At 38.7% G+C, this 15,918-nt stretch carries 18 protein-coding genes; 16 read left to right on the top strand and 2 right to left on the bottom strand.

Annotated elements, in window-relative coordinates; all coding sequences use genetic code 11:
- Positions 1-69 precede the first annotated feature (69 nt).
- The 9 genes from ABVJ71_RS03765 to ABVJ71_RS03725 all read left to right on the top strand — a co-directional run bounded on the left by ABVJ71_RS03765 (position 70) and on the right by ABVJ71_RS03725 (position 6,863).
- Positions 70-468, top strand: a complete 399-nt coding sequence (locus tag ABVJ71_RS03765; RefSeq protein WP_353855669.1) for a YmaF family protein — start codon at positions 70-72, stop codon at positions 466-468.
- A 65-nt stretch (positions 469-533) separates the two neighbouring features.
- A complete protein-coding gene (gene miaA / locus ABVJ71_RS03760; RefSeq protein WP_353855668.1) occupies positions 534-1,490 on the top strand; it encodes a tRNA (adenosine(37)-N6)-dimethylallyltransferase MiaA in 957 nt (318 codons plus the stop codon).
- Between the two features lie 25 nt (positions 1,491-1,515).
- A complete protein-coding gene (gene hfq / locus ABVJ71_RS03755; protein ID WP_003211269.1) occupies positions 1,516-1,737 on the top strand; it encodes an RNA chaperone Hfq in 222 nt (73 codons plus the stop codon).
- Between the two features lie 183 nt (positions 1,738-1,920).
- Positions 1,921-2,070, top strand: a complete 150-nt coding sequence (locus ABVJ71_RS03750) for a hypothetical protein (protein ID WP_353855667.1) — start codon at positions 1,921-1,923, stop codon at positions 2,068-2,070.
- A gap of 160 nt (positions 2,071-2,230) precedes the next feature.
- Positions 2,231-2,443 carry a hypothetical protein gene (locus tag ABVJ71_RS03745; RefSeq protein WP_353855666.1) on the top strand — a complete coding sequence of 71 codons (213 nt, stop codon included), beginning with the start codon at positions 2,231-2,233 and terminating at the stop codon, positions 2,441-2,443.
- 265 nt (positions 2,444-2,708) lie between these two features.
- A complete protein-coding gene (nrdI, locus tag ABVJ71_RS03740) occupies positions 2,709-3,101 on the top strand; it encodes a class Ib ribonucleoside-diphosphate reductase assembly flavoprotein NrdI (protein WP_353856548.1) in 393 nt (130 codons plus the stop codon).
- Complete coding sequence (gene nrdE, locus ABVJ71_RS03735) at positions 3,061-5,163, top strand: class 1b ribonucleoside-diphosphate reductase subunit alpha (protein WP_353855665.1); 2,103 nt, start codon at positions 3,061-3,063, stop codon at positions 5,161-5,163. Before nrdI ends, nrdE begins: the two co-directional genes overlap by 41 nt.
- A gap of 17 nt (positions 5,164-5,180) precedes the next feature.
- On the top strand, positions 5,181-6,161 hold the full coding sequence (nrdF, locus tag ABVJ71_RS03730) for a class 1b ribonucleoside-diphosphate reductase subunit beta (RefSeq protein WP_353855664.1): 981 nt from the start codon (positions 5,181-5,183) through the stop codon (positions 6,159-6,161).
- Positions 6,162-6,245: 84 nt separating this feature from the next.
- Entirely contained in the window at positions 6,246-6,863 is a 618-nt protein-coding gene (locus ABVJ71_RS03725) for a hypothetical protein (RefSeq protein WP_353855663.1), read from the top strand.
- 61 nt (positions 6,864-6,924) lie between these two features.
- Here ABVJ71_RS03725 and ABVJ71_RS03720 read toward each other — a convergent pair whose 3' ends face one another.
- A complete protein-coding gene (locus tag ABVJ71_RS03720; protein ID WP_353855662.1) occupies positions 6,925-7,683 on the bottom strand; it encodes an N-acetylmuramoyl-L-alanine amidase in 759 nt (252 codons plus the stop codon).
- Between the two features lie 335 nt (positions 7,684-8,018).
- Here ABVJ71_RS03720 and spoVK point away from each other — a divergent pair, with 335 nt between their 5' ends.
- The 5 genes from spoVK to glnA all read left to right on the top strand — a co-directional run bounded on the left by spoVK (position 8,019) and on the right by glnA (position 13,561).
- On the top strand, positions 8,019-8,975 hold the full coding sequence (gene spoVK, locus ABVJ71_RS03715) for a stage V sporulation protein K (RefSeq protein WP_353856547.1): 957 nt from the start codon (positions 8,019-8,021) through the stop codon (positions 8,973-8,975).
- Positions 8,976-9,102: 127 nt separating this feature from the next.
- On the top strand, positions 9,103-10,365 hold the full coding sequence (gene hflX / locus ABVJ71_RS03710; RefSeq protein WP_353855661.1) for a GTPase HflX: 1,263 nt from the start codon (positions 9,103-9,105) through the stop codon (positions 10,363-10,365).
- A gap of 18 nt (positions 10,366-10,383) precedes the next feature.
- Positions 10,384-11,664, top strand: a complete 1,281-nt coding sequence (locus ABVJ71_RS03705) for a methionine gamma-lyase family protein (RefSeq protein ID WP_353855660.1) — start codon at positions 10,384-10,386, stop codon at positions 11,662-11,664.
- 91 nt (positions 11,665-11,755) lie between these two features.
- Positions 11,756-12,166, top strand: coding sequence for a MerR family transcriptional regulator (locus ABVJ71_RS03700; RefSeq protein WP_353855659.1), 411 nt, complete (start codon positions 11,756-11,758; stop codon positions 12,164-12,166).
- 60 nt (positions 12,167-12,226) lie between these two features.
- Positions 12,227-13,561 carry a type I glutamate--ammonia ligase gene (glnA, locus tag ABVJ71_RS03695; protein ID WP_353855658.1) on the top strand — a complete coding sequence of 445 codons (1,335 nt, stop codon included), beginning with the start codon at positions 12,227-12,229 and terminating at the stop codon, positions 13,559-13,561.
- Positions 13,562-13,721: 160 nt separating this feature from the next.
- Here the strand turns inward: glnA and ABVJ71_RS03690 are convergent, their stop codons facing one another.
- Positions 13,722-13,955 carry a tyrosine-type recombinase/integrase gene (locus tag ABVJ71_RS03690; protein WP_353856546.1) on the bottom strand — a complete coding sequence of 78 codons (234 nt, stop codon included), beginning with the start codon at positions 13,953-13,955 and terminating at the stop codon, positions 13,722-13,724.
- A 595-nt stretch (positions 13,956-14,550) separates the two neighbouring features.
- On the opposite strand from ABVJ71_RS03690, the gene ABVJ71_RS03685 reads away from it, so the two are divergent.
- Both ABVJ71_RS03685 and ABVJ71_RS03680 read left to right on the top strand, forming a co-directional pair.
- Complete coding sequence (locus ABVJ71_RS03685) at positions 14,551-15,669, top strand: Rap family tetratricopeptide repeat protein (RefSeq protein ID WP_353855657.1); 1,119 nt, start codon at positions 14,551-14,553, stop codon at positions 15,667-15,669.
- Positions 15,659-15,838 carry a RapH phosphatase inhibitor gene (locus tag ABVJ71_RS03680; protein WP_353855656.1) on the top strand — a complete coding sequence of 60 codons (180 nt, stop codon included), beginning with the start codon at positions 15,659-15,661 and terminating at the stop codon, positions 15,836-15,838. The genes ABVJ71_RS03685 and ABVJ71_RS03680 overlap by 11 nt, the downstream gene beginning before the upstream one ends.
- Positions 15,839-15,918 lie beyond the last annotated feature (80 nt).

The raw sequence follows: 15,918 nt of genomic DNA, 5'->3' as shown, positions 1-15,918 counted from the left end.
TGAGATCAGTGTATTCTTTTTGCCTAAATGTGTTTGGGTGAACGCCTATCATAAGGAGGAATGTGGAAAATGGGCCTGTATCCGTCTGATTGGGCAAAATGTCCGCCGCACGCTCATATATATAAAGCACGTACGGACGTTACAGAAGAACATTATCATTTAATAAAAGGCTTCTCTCAGCCTGTTAATGGAAGCAGTACTGATCAGCATACCCATTTCTATAGAGGGGTCACCTCATTTGAAAGGGGTCATTTTCACAGATACTATGGCATTACAGGACCTGCTATACCAAGAGTCGATGGTACACATTATCACGAAATTGAGGAAGTCACGTATTCTGCCTATACAGATCCTGTTCCCATTCCATACGGGGGTGTCGTCTATAGTTCAGAAGAACGGCCAACGCATAAACATCGTTTGAAAGGGAAGACATACGAAGTGGTCGGAAATGAACCACTCGGCTGGTGATCAATGGAGCATATAGGAGAAGTTATGCTATACTGTAGGCAGTTTGTAAAAGAGAGTGATGTCATGTGAAAAAAGCGAAACAACCAGTGATTGTGTTAGTAGGTCCGACGGCTGTTGGCAAAACAAAGCTGAGCATTGATATAGCAAAAGCATTTAATGGTGAAATCATTAGCGGGGATTCTATGCAGATATATAAAGGAATGGATATTGGTACAGCAAAGATCACCCCGGAAGAAATGGAAGGAGTGCCGCACCATCTGATTGATATGAAACAGCCGGAGGAATCATTTTCAGTAGCTGAATTTCAGCAGCTAGTCCGGTTGAAAATCAAAGAGATTGCAGGTAGAGGCAAAATTCCAATGATTGTTGGCGGCACGGGACTGTATATACAATCGGTTTTATATGATTACACATTTACAGATGAAAAAAGTGACCCGGCTTTTAAAAAGGAAATGACCCTTTTTGAGAAGCAATATGGTCCATTGCAACTGCATGAGAAATTAAAGGCAGTTGACCCTGATGCGGCACAAATGATTCACCCGAATAACGTGCGCCGCGTCATTCGTGCGCTAGAAGTCATACATACAACAGGCAAGACAATGTCTGACATGCAAAACGGACATCAAGAAATCCCGCTTTATGAAACAGCAATTATAGGATTGACGATGGAGCGAACGCTTTTATACGAGCGCATTCATCAAAGAATTGATATGATGTTAGATAATGGTTTAATCGACGAAGTGAGAGCGCTATATCAATCAGGATTGAAGGATTGTCAGTCCGTTCAAGCGATTGGCTATAAAGAATTGTATGCCTATTTCAAAGGCGACTGCTCACTTGATGAAGCCATTGACCAATTAAAGCAAAATTCCCGAAGATATGCGAAGCGTCAGTTCACGTGGTTTCGTAATAAAATGGATGTCACCTGGTTTGATATGACACCCCCTTGCCACTTTTCTGACAAAAAAGATGAAATTTTCGCATATATAGCAGGAAAGCTTGGACTTAAAGCGAAACTGTAGTTATCAGAATCAAGGAGGACGAAACATGAAACCGATTAATATTCAGGACCAATTTTTGAATCAGATCCGCAAAGACAATACATTTGTCACTGTATTTTTATTAAATGGCTTTCAGCTTCGAGGCCAAGTGAAAGGATTTGACAATTTCACGGTGTTGCTTGAGACAGAAGGAAAGCAGCAGCTTATCTATAAACATGCCATTTCTACATTTGCACCTCAAAAAAATGTAAATCTAGAACTAGAATAAGGCTATTGAGTATTCAATAGCCCCGTGCATCTGCCAATAAACCGGCTGAGACTCGCTACGTTTTTTGTCAGATCAGAGGGGCTATTTTGCATGCCGCGAAACTTTTCTGTCCATTTTACCGGAAAATGCAGAGCTTGAATTAAGATGGATTAGAGTGTTACTCCTTTTGATCGGCATCGTTGCATGATTTGGTTCGTGCGCCATCTCGACATAGAATCGAGACAAGGAAATTGGCAAAACGATTCTTCTTACGATAACGAGGATGATGTAAAAAATAATCACTTTGCTGTTGTGAAGGACGATGATGTAATGATGTATCGGTTTGATGAATAAGAAGGCACACTTACCCTTGTTACAGCGAAATAAATAGATGAGTTAGACGAAGAATATGATGATGGACTTGATGAGGAGTAAGCACGTAAATTTACAAACGAATGCGAAGTCGCTACACTATAAACATGTATAAGACATCTAGACAGAAAAGGATGAGTTGATGAAGCCCAACATTAAAATCAATCACTGGGAACAAACTTGTGAAGATGACTCCTGTTTCGAATATGGAACGAGTGTTTCTGTAAATGGGAAAGAATTAGTGAGAGAAGCATCTATCGTCACTGCGCTTGAAGCTGTACTAAAAGAATTAGGTGTTGAAGCTGAAATCACAGAAGTGTCAGAAGATTTACAGTGCAATGCCTACAAAAAATAAAATAAAAAGTCTAGTCTACTAAGCGAATTTTTTTCATGTTATGATAGATTTCGGTTTAAGTTGAATAAGGAGTAGGGCAGTTCTTTTTTGGATGCTGCTCTGCTCTATTTATTTGAACGTACGAGTTCGGCTATGAATGTTCGGCCGGGTTGGTTGATTTTTTTCGTTTAGCATAACTATATATTGTGTTTTGAAAAAACATAGTATACTATATATAGTGAATAGCGAAATGATCAACAATACTAAAAACTAGGTCGTGATGGAATTGATTCAAATCGTATTTGATTCAAAAACAGGAAATGTTCAACGCTTTTTGGACAAGACCCCTTTTACAGACAAACGAAAATTGACTGGAGAAGAGTTTTTGGATTCGCCGTTTATCCTCGTCACATTTACGACAGGATTTGGACAAGTCCCTAGTACCACTCAGTCTTTTTTAGAGAAAAATGCTCACCTTTTACTAGGTGTAGCAGTGAGTGGAAACAAAGTGTGGGGAGATAATTTTGCCAAAAGCGCCGATACGATTTCTAAACAATATCAAGTTCCTATTTTGCACACCTTTGAATTAAGCGGAACAAAAAGGGATGTTGAATTGTTTACACAGGAGGTAGAAAGAATTGTCACAAAATCAGGTTCCGAAGTGGATTCAATTAAATAATGAGATTATGATTCAAAAGGAAGGAAAGTTTCAGTTCGATAAGGACAAAGAAGCTGTACATAGTTATTTCGTAGATTATATTAATCAAAATACGGTCTTCTTTCACAATTTGGAAGAAAAGATTCATTACTTAATAGAAAACGACTACTATGAAGAAGAATTTTTAAGACAATACAGCATGGATGATATTAAAGAAGTATTTGATGCTGCCTATGCCAAGAAATTTAGATTCCCATCATTTATGAGTGCGTTTAAGTTTTACAATGATTATGCACTCAAAACAAACGATAAAAAGAAAATTCTTGAGCGCTATGAAGACCGCATTTCAATTGTGGCTCTTTTCTTCGCAGGCGGCGACAAAGAGAAAGCACTTGAGTTTGTGGAATTGATGATCAATCAAGAATACCAGCCGAGTACACCGACATTTTTAAATGCCGGTCGTAAAAGACGTGGTGAGCTGGTGAGCTGTTTCTTACTCGAAGTGAATGACTCATTAAATGATATTTCAAGAGCGATTGATATCTCCATGCAGCTTTCAAAACTAGGTGGCGGTGTGAGTCTCAACCTTTCAAAGCTTCGTGCTAAAGGTGAAGCGATCAAAGATGTAGAAAATGCGACAAAAGGTGTCGTAGGTGTGATGAAGCTTCTCGATAATGCATTCAGGTATGCTGATCAAATGGGACAAAGACAAGGATCAGGTAGTGCTTACCTCAATATTTTCCACAGAGATATCAACGATTTCTTAGACACAAAGAAAATCTCTGCTGATGAAGATGTTCGTGTTAAAACACTTTCAATCGGTGTTGTGATCCCAGATAAATTTATAGAGCTGGCAAGAGAAGATAAAACAGCTTACACATTCTATCCGCATACAGTTTATAAAGCATACGGACAGCATCTTGATGAGATGGACATGGAAGAGATGTACGATGAACTTGTAGATAATCCGAAAGTCAAAAAGGAAAAAGTCAATCCGAGAAAGCTTCTTGAAAAATTAGCTGTACTACGCTCGGAATCAGGCTATCCATACATCATGTTCCAAGACAATGTCAATAGAGAACATGCACTGAACCATATCTCACGTGTGAAATTCTCAAACCTTTGTTCAGAAGTGCTTCAGGCTTCAGAGGTGTCTTCTTACACTGACTACGATCAAGAAGATGAAATCGGTCTTGATATTTCTTGCAACCTTGGCTCATTAAATATCATGAATGTCATGAAAAACAAGTCTATTGAAAAAACAGTCAAACTTGCAACCGACTCATTAACGCTTGTCTCTGAAACAACGGATATTCGCAATGCGCCGGCAGTCAGAAAAGCCAACAAAGCGATGAAATCAATCGGTCTAGGTGCTATGAACCTGCATGGTTACTTAGCTCAAAACCAAATTGCATACGAAAGTGAAGAAGCAAGAGATTTTGCGAATACGTTCTTTATGATGGTAAACTATTATTCTATTAAGCGCTCAAGTGAGCTGGCAAAAGAAAAAGGGGAAACGTTCTACCGTTATGAAGGCTCTAGCTATGCCACTGGCGAGTACTTCAATAAATACGTAGAAAATGATTTCACGCCAAAAACAGAAAAAGCAGCAGCACTATTTGAAGGAATGCACATTCCGACAAAAGAAGATTGGGCTGCTTTGAAAGAGTTTGTAGCAGAGAATGGGATGTACCATAGCTATAGATTATGTATTGCGCCAACAGGTTCAATTTCATACGTTCAATCAGCAACAGCGTCTGTCATGCCAATTATGGAACGTATTGAAGAAAGAACATACGGAAACAGCAAAACATACTACCCAATGCCAGGACTTTCAGCGCAAAACTGGTTCTTCTATAAAGAAGCATATGATATGGACATGTTTAAAGTGGTGGATATGATCGCAACCATTCAGCAGCACGTCGATCAAGGAATTAGTTTCACTCTATTCTTAAAAGACACGATGACAACGCGAGATTTAAACCGCATTGATCTTTATGCGCACCATAAAGGCATTAAAACGCTTTATTATGCAAGAACGAAGGATACAGGGCAGGAAGGCTGTCTTTCTTGTGTTGTTTGATTAAAGGAGAGTTTAAAGTGACAAAAATTTATGATGCAGCCAACTGGTCAATACACGAAGATGATTTTACACAAATGTTTTACAATCAAAATGTAAAGCAGTTCTGGCTTCCAGAAGAGATCTCGTTAAACGGTGATCTCTTGACATGGAAATATTTAAGTGAAGAAGAGCGGGATACGTACATGAAGGTACTTGCTGGACTGACTTTACTTGATACAGAACAAGGAAATACAGGTATGCCGATTGTGGCAGAACATGTGAACGGCCATCAGCGTAAAGCGGTTTTGAACTTTATGGCGATGATGGAGAATGCGGTTCATGCGAAATCATACTCAAATATCTTTATGACGCTTGCTCCGACAGAAACGATTACTGAAGTATTTGAATGGGTCAAGACAAATAAATACTTGCAAAATAAAGCAGATAGAATTGTTGGGCTTTACCGTTCAATTCAAGAAGATGACCCTCTTTCTTTATTTAAAGCAATGGTTGCTTCTGTTTATTTAGAGAGCTTTCTGTTTTATAGTGGCTTCTATTACCCGCTTTATTTTTATGGACAAGGAAAGCTGATGCAAAGCGGTGAAATCATTAACTTGATTTTGCGTGATGAAGCGATTCACGGGGTGTACGTTGGATTATTAGCGCAAGAAATTTACAACAAACAAACACCGGACGTGCAAAAAGAGCTTTATGATTTCTCCATTGAGTTGCTAAAAGAGCTTTATGAAAATGAACTTCATTACACAGAAGATATTTATGACCAAGTCAATTTATCTCATGACGTGAAAAAGTTCATTCGTTACAATGCCAATAAAGCGTTAATGAATCTTGGATTTGCCCCTTACTTTGAAGAAGAAGAGATTAACCCAATCGTATTGAACGGACTCAATACAAAAACAAAATCACATGACTTCTTTTCTATGAAAGGGAACGGCTATAAAAAAGCAACAGTTGAGCCGTTAAAAGATGAGGATTTCTTCTTTGGAGATGAATCATAAGCTAAACGAAAAAGTCAAAACGCATGACTCGTTTTGGCTTTTTGCCATTTCTTACAACTTGTTACATACTGGAGGTTACCCAACATGGGAAAAATGGATGAAATCATTTTAGTTGCACCGCGCAAATGTGTATTTCAAAATGAAACACTGACATTTAATGGTGTAAATAGTGAAGAGCAAACGATCAAAACCATTATGAAAGAAATCGAAGAACACTTTGAACAGATGCGAAGAGGCGATGCGGAAGAAAATCCAGACTTCAAGCAGCCAATCCCTTATGTCGTGATTAAGCGTGAAGATGAAGTATATGTATATGAAAGACTTCAAGGCGGCGGAGAAACAAGATTACATCATAAGTTATCTCTTGGTTTTGGAGGTCATATGAACTTTATCGAAGGCAAAAACTTTGCTGAGATCCTAAAGAAAAATACGGATCGTGAACTCGATGAGGAACTTTCCATTCAAGAGGAAGACAAACTCGATATGCGAACTCTTGGATTAATCAATGATGACGACAACAGTGTTGGTCGTGTGCACATTGGGTTTTTATCCGCACTTGAATTAGTACCTGGTGCTCACGTTGAAGTAAGAGAAACAGATCAAATCTCAGGAAAATGGATGAAAGTATCTGAATTGAAAAAGCCTGAATACTTCGATCGTCTCGAAACTTGGTCTCAATTTGTCGTGAACATTTTAGCGTAAATCCACTAATTAACAAACCGGCTCTCCTTCCCTAGTAGAGCCGGTTTGTTTAATATAACAGTTATTGGAAAACAAATGCGTCATGACCAGCTTGCTTGATTTTTGCAGCGAGTTCATCCGCGTTTTGTTTTGAACGGAAAGCGCCGGCTTGAACTCTGAATAAGCCGCCTTCTAACAACACAAATGCATCAAATCCTTTTGATGTAAGCGAGTTTGCTAGTTCATCTGCATTGGCTTTGACTTTGAAGGCACCAACTTGCACTTTATAAAGGTTAGTTGCTTTTTTTTTCAATTGAAACGCCTTTTCTAATCCGGAAGCATGTGCGCGAGCGATACTTTGAAGGAAGGAAGCGTTACGGAGCTTATTTGCATCAGACGTCGTATCAATAAAACCGTTCTCTGTTAAGATAGCGGACATAGAAGTTTCACGAAGGACGTGGAAATTCGCATTTTTCTTGCCTCGGTCGGTGAGATCAACCGAGCGGGCAATTTCATCATGAAGAGCATTGCGATATGTGGTTGTCGGCGCAGAAACGCCAGGGTACACGTAGCTTTCAAAACCTGTGCCGCCGCCAGCATTGATATGGATCGATACGAAATAATCAGCTTTCCAGCTATTTGCAGCATTCGTTCGCTCGGATAAAGTGACGGTTTGGTCAGTTGAACGACTTAAGCGGACGGAAATCCCATCATATTCACTAATCAGGATATCTCTCAGAAAAAGCGCAATTTGAAGTGTCAAATTTTTCTCAAAAAGTCCATTAGCAACAGCTCCAGAATCTGTTCCTCCGTGGCCCGGATCAATAAAAATTTTAACCATCTATTCATCACCTCGTCTTTATTTTATGAGAAAACAGAAAAATTGCTTGTACAAAATGCGGAATTCATTGACACTCTTTTCTGCACAATTTGTGATCAAAAAGCTACATTTTTTCTAAGAAAAAGTAAATTGTTGGTTTGTCCGCACAAAATGGATGAATACAATAAAGACATCAGATCATTTCCTGGGAAACCGCAGAATTCCCTATAAAATCCGTTGTCTCGGGTCAATTTGACAACAAAGTAAGATGCATGTCATAGGGAAAAAGCGGGCGATTGTCACGATTACAGCTCCACCAGAATAGAATAAAGAGAGAAGAGCGAGAGGTGAATACATTGGAGCGAGCTGTCACATATAAAAACAACGGCCAAATCAATATTATACTTAATGGACAGAAGCAAGTATTGATTGATGCAGATTCAGAGGCAGAATACCTGGAAGCCTTACAGAAAAATGAGGCCAAACACAGCATCTTAAGAGAGATAGAGCGTGAAATGAATAGTCTTGTGGGAATGGATGAAATGAAACGCAATATAAAAGAAATTTATGCTTGGATTTTTGTGAACCAAAAAAGGCAGGAACAAGGACTGAAAGTGGGGAAACAGACGCTTCATATGATGTTTAAAGGCAACCCAGGTACAGGGAAAACAACTGTAGCCCGACTCGTCGGAAAGCTTTTCTTTGAGATGAATGTTTTATCAAAAGGTCATTTAATAGAAGCAGAACGTGGTGATCTTGTCGGAGAGTACATTGGGCATACAGCGCAGAAAACAAGGGATTTAATTAAAAAGTCACTTGGCGGTATTTTATTCATTGACGAAGCTTACTCTCTTGCGCGCGGAGGAGAGAAGGATTTTGGAAAAGAAGCCATTGACACACTGGTCAAACATATGGAAGATAAACAACATGAATTCATTTTGATCTTGGCGGGCTATTCTAAAGAAATGGATCATTTCTTATCATTAAACCCAGGACTTCAATCTAGATTTCCGATCAACATCAATTTTCCTGATTATACAGTTGATCAATTAATGGATATTGCCAAACGAATGATGGCAGACCGTGAGTATCAGTTTACACAAGAAGCAGAATGGAAATTAAGAGATTATTTAATGCAAATCAAAAGTACAACGAGCCCTGCAAAATTCAGTAATGGTCGTTTTGTACGGAATACGATTGAAAAAGCGATTCGTGCACAAGCAATGAGGCTTTTACTTGTAGATCATTATGATAAAAAAGACTTACTCACCATTAAAAGCCAAGATCTTCAAATGAAAGAGGATACGCCTTAACAATATGGCGTATCCTTTTCTTAAGCAGACATTGTAAAATAAACCTTCCGAATAAGTGGTATGCGTGGTTGCGGTTTGGTATGATGGTACTACTGAAAACTTAAGTACAGAAAGGAAACAATTCACGTTGAATGAACAAGAAAACAAAGAAAAGGCGATACTTGTCGGCTGTCAATTGCCGCATGTAACAGATGAACGCTTTCAATACTCGATGGAAGAATTAGCTTCCTTAACAAAAACAGCGGGCGGAGAAGCCGTTAGCTTCATAACGCAGAAAAGAAATAGACAAGACAGTGCAACATACATTGGAAAAGGGAAAGTAGAAGAGCTTGAAGTTCTTTGCGCAGAATTAGCATGTGATGTCATTATATTTAATGATGAGCTTTCTCCAAGCCAGTTAAAAGCTTTGGCGACTGCTTTAGACGTAAAGATTATTGACCGGACACAATTGATTTTAGATATCTTCGCCAAAAGAGCCCGTACACGAGAGGGGAAGCTACAAATTGAGCTTGCTCAGCTTCAATATGCCTTACCACGACTAAGCGGACAAGGAATCAGCCTTTCAAGACAAGGAGGCGGTATTGGTGCAAGAGGTCCTGGTGAGACAAAGCTTGAAACAGACAGACGCCATATTCGTAGCCGAATTCATGAAATTCACGCGGGGCTGTCTGCAGTAAAAGAACACCGAACAAGATATCGTGAAAGACGCAAGAAAAATGGTGTTTTTCAAATTGCCATTGTTGGTTATACGAATGCCGGTAAATCCACTTTGTTTAACCAGTTAACAGATGCAGATAGTCATGAAGAAGATTTGCTTTTTGCAACGCTTGATCCAATGACACGTAAAATGACACTAGAATCTGGGTACAGTGTTCTTATTTCAGATACAGTTGGTTTTATTCAAGACCTTCCAACGACACTCATTGCGGCATTTCGCTCCACACTTGAGGAAGTGAAGGAAGCAGACTATTTGCTTCATGTGATCGATTCTTCTAATGAGGATTACGAAGGACACGAACGGACGGTTCATGAGCTTTTAAAGGAATTAGAAGCAGACCGTATTCCTATGCTGACCGTCTATAATAAAGAAGATCAAATCAGTCCGGATTTCATCCCTTCTTCAAAGCAGCGGCATATTTTGATAAGCGCTAGAGATGATGAAGACATCAAGCGGTTAAAGGCTACAATTATGGCAGAGCTGAAAAAAGACTTTTTAATGCCTTACCATGTGAACATTCCGGCATATGAAGGAAAGCTGATATCAGCATTAAAATCAGCAACACTTGTGGAATCGCTAGAGTTTCAAAAAGACGCCGAACTTTACGAGGTCACCGGGTTTATCGGTGAAGACCAGACGATATTAGGTCACATTAAGAAGTATATGTTGTAGGAAAGGAATAGAATAACAATGTTTCACACATTAAAACATGGCAAAATGTTAGAAAAAGTAGCAGCAGAAACAGAACAAGAGATTTTACGCATGCATCAGCAAATTGATCAAATCAGTGAACAAAACGAGTGGCGTGTACTCGAAAGTTACCGAAAGCATAAAGTTAGTGATTCACATTTTCATCCGACAACTGGATATGGCTATGATGATATGGGAAGAAACACATTAGAAAACATTTATGCCGATGTATTTGGGGGAGAAAGCGGTCTTGTGCGTCCGCAAATTATTTCAGGCACACACGCAATTTCCATAGCGTTGTTTGGTGTATTAAGACCCGGCGATGAATTGATTTATATGACAGGAAAGCCGTACGATACCCTAGAAGAAATAGTGGGTATCCGCGGAAAAGAAGGGACAGGCTCATTAAAAGACTTTCATATTGACTACAAGGTCGTTGATTTACTTCAAGATGGGTCAGTCAATTTTGAAAAAGTCAAAGAGACCATCTCTTCTAAAACAAAAGTGATTGGTATCCAACGCTCCAAAGGCTATGCTTCAAGACCGTCCTTTACTATTGAAGAAATCGAGCAAATGATTACATTCGTGAAGTCAATTAATGAAGAAATCATTGTCTTTGTAGACAACTGTTACGGTGAATTCACTGAATTACAAGAGCCTTGTCATGTTGGTGCAGATTTAATGGCTGGTTCTCTTATTAAAAATCCAGGAGGCGGTCTTGCCAAAACAGGCGGCTACATTGTCGGGAAAGAAAGATGGGTAGAAGCGTGCTCATATCGCATGACATCACCAGGCATCGGCAGTGAAGCGGGTGCATCGCTGTATGCGCTTCAAGAGATGTACCAAGGATTCTTCTTAGCGCCTCATGTCGTTGCGCAAAGTTTAAAGGGAGCAGTTTTTACAGCTCGTTTTCTTGAAAAGCTTGGATTTCAAACAAATCCAGCGTGGAATGCCAAAAGAACCGACTTAATTCAATCCGTTGAATTTGGAGATCCTAAAAAAATGATTGCTTTTTGCCAAGCGATTCAATATGCTTCCCCTGTCAACAGTCATGTGACGCCGCACGCAAGCTATATGCCGGGCTATGAAGATGATGTCATTATGGCAGCTGGTACTTTTGTGCAAGGAGCGAGTATCGAATTATCAGCTGATGGACCGATCAGACCGCCTTATACGGCATATGTTCAAGGCGGACTCACATATGCCCATGTGAAAAATGCCGTTTGCAGCGCAGTAGATTCTTTAATGAATCAAGGTTTGATTGAAGTGACATCTAAATAAACAAATACATGTTAATATTCCTAACATATTGTTGACACATAATATAACATGACATATAATGAATTTAAGCAAAGAGGAGGAGACAGTTGAGATGAGTGATAACATTCGCCGCTCAATGCCTTTATTTCCAATTGGGATTGTCATGCAGCTAACAGAACTGTCTGCAAGACAAATTCGCTATTATGAGGAAAATGGTTTAGTATTTCCAGCAAGAAGTGACGGGAATCGCCGATTATTTTCTTTTCATGATGTTGATAAATTACTAGAGATTAAAAACCTCATCGAACAAGGTGTAAACATGGCAGGAATTAAGAAACTGTTTGCCAAAGCTGAGGCAGAAAATCCAACGTCTGAAATACAGACAAAGGAGAAAACCTCAGCAAAGCACAACTTGACAGATGATGAACTCAGGAAGCTACTGAAGAAGGAACTCATTCAGGCAGGACGTTTCCAACAAGGAACGACCTTTAGGCAAGGGGATATGTCAAGGTTCTTCCGTTAACTGATTAGCAAAAGCATTGCTATAAACATTTTACCTTTTGTAGGGGAGGAGTTTTACGAAATGGCAAAATACACAAGAGAAGATATCATAAAATTAGTAAATGAGGAAAACGTAAAGTACATCCGTCTGCAATTTACAGACATTCTCGGAACGATTAAAAATGTTGAGATTCCTGTGAGCCAGCTTGAGAAAGCTCTCGATAACAAATGTATGTTTGATGGTTCATCTATTGAAGGATTTGTACGTATTGAAGAATCAGATATGTACCTATATCCAGATCTTAATACATTTGTTATTTTCCCTTGGACAGCAGAAAAAGGTAAAGTTGCACGCTTTATTTGTGACATTTATAAACCAGATGGTACACCGTTTGATGGTGACCCGCGCAACAACTTAAAGCGTATCTTGAAAGAAATGGAAGAGCTGGGATTTAGCGATTTCAACCTTGGACCCGAGCCAGAATTCTTCTTATTTAAACTTGATGAAAAAGGTGAACCGACCCTTGAATTAAACGATAAAGGCGGATACTTTGATCTTGCACCAACAGATCTAGGCGAAAACTGTCGCCGTGATATCGTACTTGAACTGGAAGAGATGGGCTTTGAAATTGAAGCATCTCACCATGAAGTAGCACCTGGGCAACATGAAATTGATTTCAAATATGCAGGCGCTATCCGCTCTTGTGATGACATTCAAACCTTTAAACTCGTTGTCAAAACGATTGCAAGAAAGCACGGTCTACATGCGACATTTATGCCAAAACCATTGTTTGGTGTAAACGGTTCTGGTATGCACTGTAACCTATCATTATTCAAAGATGGGAAAAATGCATTCTATGATGAAAAAGCAGATTTACAATTAAGCGAGACCGCTAGACACTTTATCGCTGGTATCGTGAAGCATGCAACAAGCTTTACAGCGGTCACAAACCCTACAGTCAACTCTTATAAGCGTCTTGTTCCAGGCTATGAAGCGCCTTGCTATGTAGCATGGAGTGCACAAAACCGCAGCCCGCTTATCCGTATTCCTGCATCACGCGGCATCAGCACACGTGTGGAAGTGCGAAGCGTTGACCCATCTGCAAACCCTTACCTTGCACTAAGCGTATTACTTGCAGCAGGTCTAGACGGAATCAAAAACAAACTAGCTGCACCTGCTCCAATCGACAGAAACATCTATGTCATGGACAAAGAAGAGCGCCTTGAAAACGGCATCGCCGATCTCCCTGCAACACTTGCAGAAGCTCTTGAGCATTTAAAATCAAACGAAGTCATGGTGAATGCCCTAGGTGAGCACTTATTCGAGCACTTCGTCGAAGCAAAAGAAATCGAATGGGATATGTTCCGCACCCAAGTTCACCCATGGGAACGCGATCAGTATATGTCTCAGTATTAATAGAGAAACGTTGATTTAATAGGGTCTTAAAAATAAATTTGGTGGTCCAATGAATAGTGACCACACCCTGAATAAGGGTTGACCACTTTTTGACCACCAAATTCAACAAAAAGTTCAACTCAGAATTGAGTTGATGTAATTCTCGAAACTGTCCATAGATTTATTTTCGAATTTTTTCACTTATATTATGAGCATATACGTCAGAAGTGATGCTTATGTTTTTATGTCCCAATCTTTCTTGGATGAACTTTATGCTTTGGCCAGCTTCTAACAGAAGAACGGCATGAGTATGTCTTAGTCCATGGATTGGGATATTTGCTATTTCAGCTTCAATATCCTTTTTAGAGCATTGAACAGGGAGGATTTTGGTAAAGGAGCTCCTTTTTCTGTGCAAAAACAAGATCTAGCTCATGTTCATGTGAGATTGCAATTCTTTTGTAGGAGATTCAGTAATCTTGATTGTCCGTTCTGAATGATATGTTTTTGTGTTCCCGAATGCTTCTTCACCAGGTTTTCTCTAGAAATCTAGTGATTTATTTATGATTATAGTTCTTCAGATCAATATCTTTTCTTTGAAGAGCAGCCGCTTCCCCTTTCCTCATTCCAGTTACAATCAAAGTCTTAAAGAAAATGTAGTAGATTTAGTGATCCTGTCGAACTATTTTCAAGAACTTTCCAATATCCTCAGAGTTAATATACTCCAAACCCTGTTTATACTTACTTCAATCTTTCTTCGGTCATACAACTCCATCACACGGATTTGATGAAATTCTCTTCAATGGTCTAACGGCAAAGAAGATGAATTTTTCCTAGTTGAATCAAAACACTCTGTCCAGAATGTGTTCTAGTGATTGACTCAAGCAATGAGCTTGGTAAGACATCTCGATTGCGGTATACCGAAAATTTTCAGTTCAGATATCCAATCTTTTCATATGCTGTAAATATTGTGTTAAAATTACACAAAGGGTTTCAAAGGGAGAGTGAGGGAGATGGAGAAAGTTCTTTCTTCACATGTTGGTGTGAAAATAAATGAATGGTATAAAATGATTCGGCAATTTAGTGTACCAGATGCAGAGATTTTGAAAGCCGAAGTGGAACAAGAAATTGAGAGAATGGAAGAAGACCAAGATTTACTTATCTACTATCAATTGATGTGTTTTCGTCATCAGTTGATGCTTGATTATATTAAACCTTCAGAGAAACGATCTGTGTCAATTGCAGACTTAGCTGATAAAATCGAAAATACAAATCACCGACTTTCCGGCATGTTGCAGTATTACAATGCCTTTTTTAGAGGTATGTATGAGTTCAGCATAAAAGAATATGTACAGGCCATCCAATACTATAAAATGGCCGAGAAACAACTTACGCTAGTTATAGATGATATTGAGCAAGCCGAGTTTCACTTTAAGGTGGCTGAAGCTTACTATATTATGAAACAAACCCATGTTTCGATGCATCATATTTTAAAAGCGTTTGAAATCTATGATCAATATGATCTTTATAAAGTGAGAAAAATTCAATGCTTATTTGTAATAGCAGGAAATTATGATGATTTTAAACAGTATGAAAAATCATTCATACATCTGAATAAAGCCTATTCCATTGCTGAAGAAATAGCGGATAATAGGTTGATTGCCAAGGCACTTTTAAATATAGGAAACAATTATGAGAAAAAACAAGATTATGCAAAGGCTATCCAATATTATCAAGAGTCCCTTGAAATATCAGAAGATGGTATGTACGATGTAAAATCGGTCATATATGTTAACCTTTGTTGGGCGCTATATAAGACAGGAGAAAATGATGAAGCATCCAAATTAGTGGATAAAGCTTTGAAACTTGTCTCTCATAAAGAGAATCCACACGAAATTTTATTAATACGTTCTATAAGAACAACATATGAAAGTAATGATGAGGATGAAATTCAAGCTATGCTTCAGACATTTGAAGAAAAGCAGTTGTTTGTTTTCGTAGAAGAATTCACTAAAAATCTTGCAGTTATTCATGAAAAAAGAGGAAAGTTTGAGAAATCAACAGAATATTACAGGATGGCATTTCAAGCCCAACATAATATTCAAAAAGGAGAGTGTCTTTATGAGTATTAAAAAAATGATTGTTATAAGCTCTATTATCTTTTTAGGTGCAGGTGTATATGAAGTATCTAGTATGATTAAACCAGCATCAAACCGAAATACAACAATGGAGGATTCGAATAGAAATACAACTTTCATTCCACAAAAAATCGATCGAAACACAACTTCTCAAAACGGATAAGCAGATAGCTCAAATAGATATTGATCAAGAAGTGTTTGTTATTGCAAAGCATAGTACAAATTATATGGCTGCGATAGAGA

It is taken from the genome of Bacillus sp. Bos-x628, assembly GCF_040500475.1.
Lineage (GTDB): Bacteria > Bacillota > Bacilli > Bacillales > Bacillaceae > Bacillus > Bacillus maqinnsis.
This window is presented reverse-complemented; position numbering and strand designations above follow the sequence as displayed.

Bases quoted from the DNA above. Each gene is read 5' to 3' on its own strand.
- ABVJ71_RS03765 (WP_353855669.1), top strand. From the start codon at position 70: ATGGGCCTGTATCCGTCTGATTGGGCAAAATGTCCGCCGCACGCTCAT.
- hfq (WP_003211269.1), top strand. From the start codon at position 1,516: ATGAAACCGATTAATATTCAGGACCAATTTTTGAATCAGATCCGCAAA.
- ABVJ71_RS03750 (WP_353855667.1), top strand. From the start codon at position 1,921: ATGATTTGGTTCGTGCGCCATCTCGACATAGAATCGAGACAAGGAAAT.
- ABVJ71_RS03745 (WP_353855666.1), top strand. From the start codon at position 2,231: ATGAAGCCCAACATTAAAATCAATCACTGGGAACAAACTTGTGAAGAT.
- ABVJ71_RS03725 (WP_353855663.1), top strand. From the start codon at position 6,246: ATGGGAAAAATGGATGAAATCATTTTAGTTGCACCGCGCAAATGTGTA.
- ABVJ71_RS03720 (WP_353855662.1), bottom strand. From the start codon at position 7,683: ATGGTTAAAATTTTTATTGATCCGGGCCACGGAGGAACAGATTCTGGA.
- ABVJ71_RS03705 (WP_353855660.1), top strand. From the start codon at position 10,384: ATGTTTCACACATTAAAACATGGCAAAATGTTAGAAAAAGTAGCAGCA.
- ABVJ71_RS03700 (WP_353855659.1), top strand. From the start codon at position 11,756: ATGAGTGATAACATTCGCCGCTCAATGCCTTTATTTCCAATTGGGATT.
- glnA (WP_353855658.1), top strand. From the start codon at position 12,227: ATGGCAAAATACACAAGAGAAGATATCATAAAATTAGTAAATGAGGAA.
- ABVJ71_RS03685 (WP_353855657.1), top strand. From the start codon at position 14,551: ATGGAGAAAGTTCTTTCTTCACATGTTGGTGTGAAAATAAATGAATGG.
- ABVJ71_RS03680 (WP_353855656.1), top strand. From the start codon at position 15,659: ATGAGTATTAAAAAAATGATTGTTATAAGCTCTATTATCTTTTTAGGT.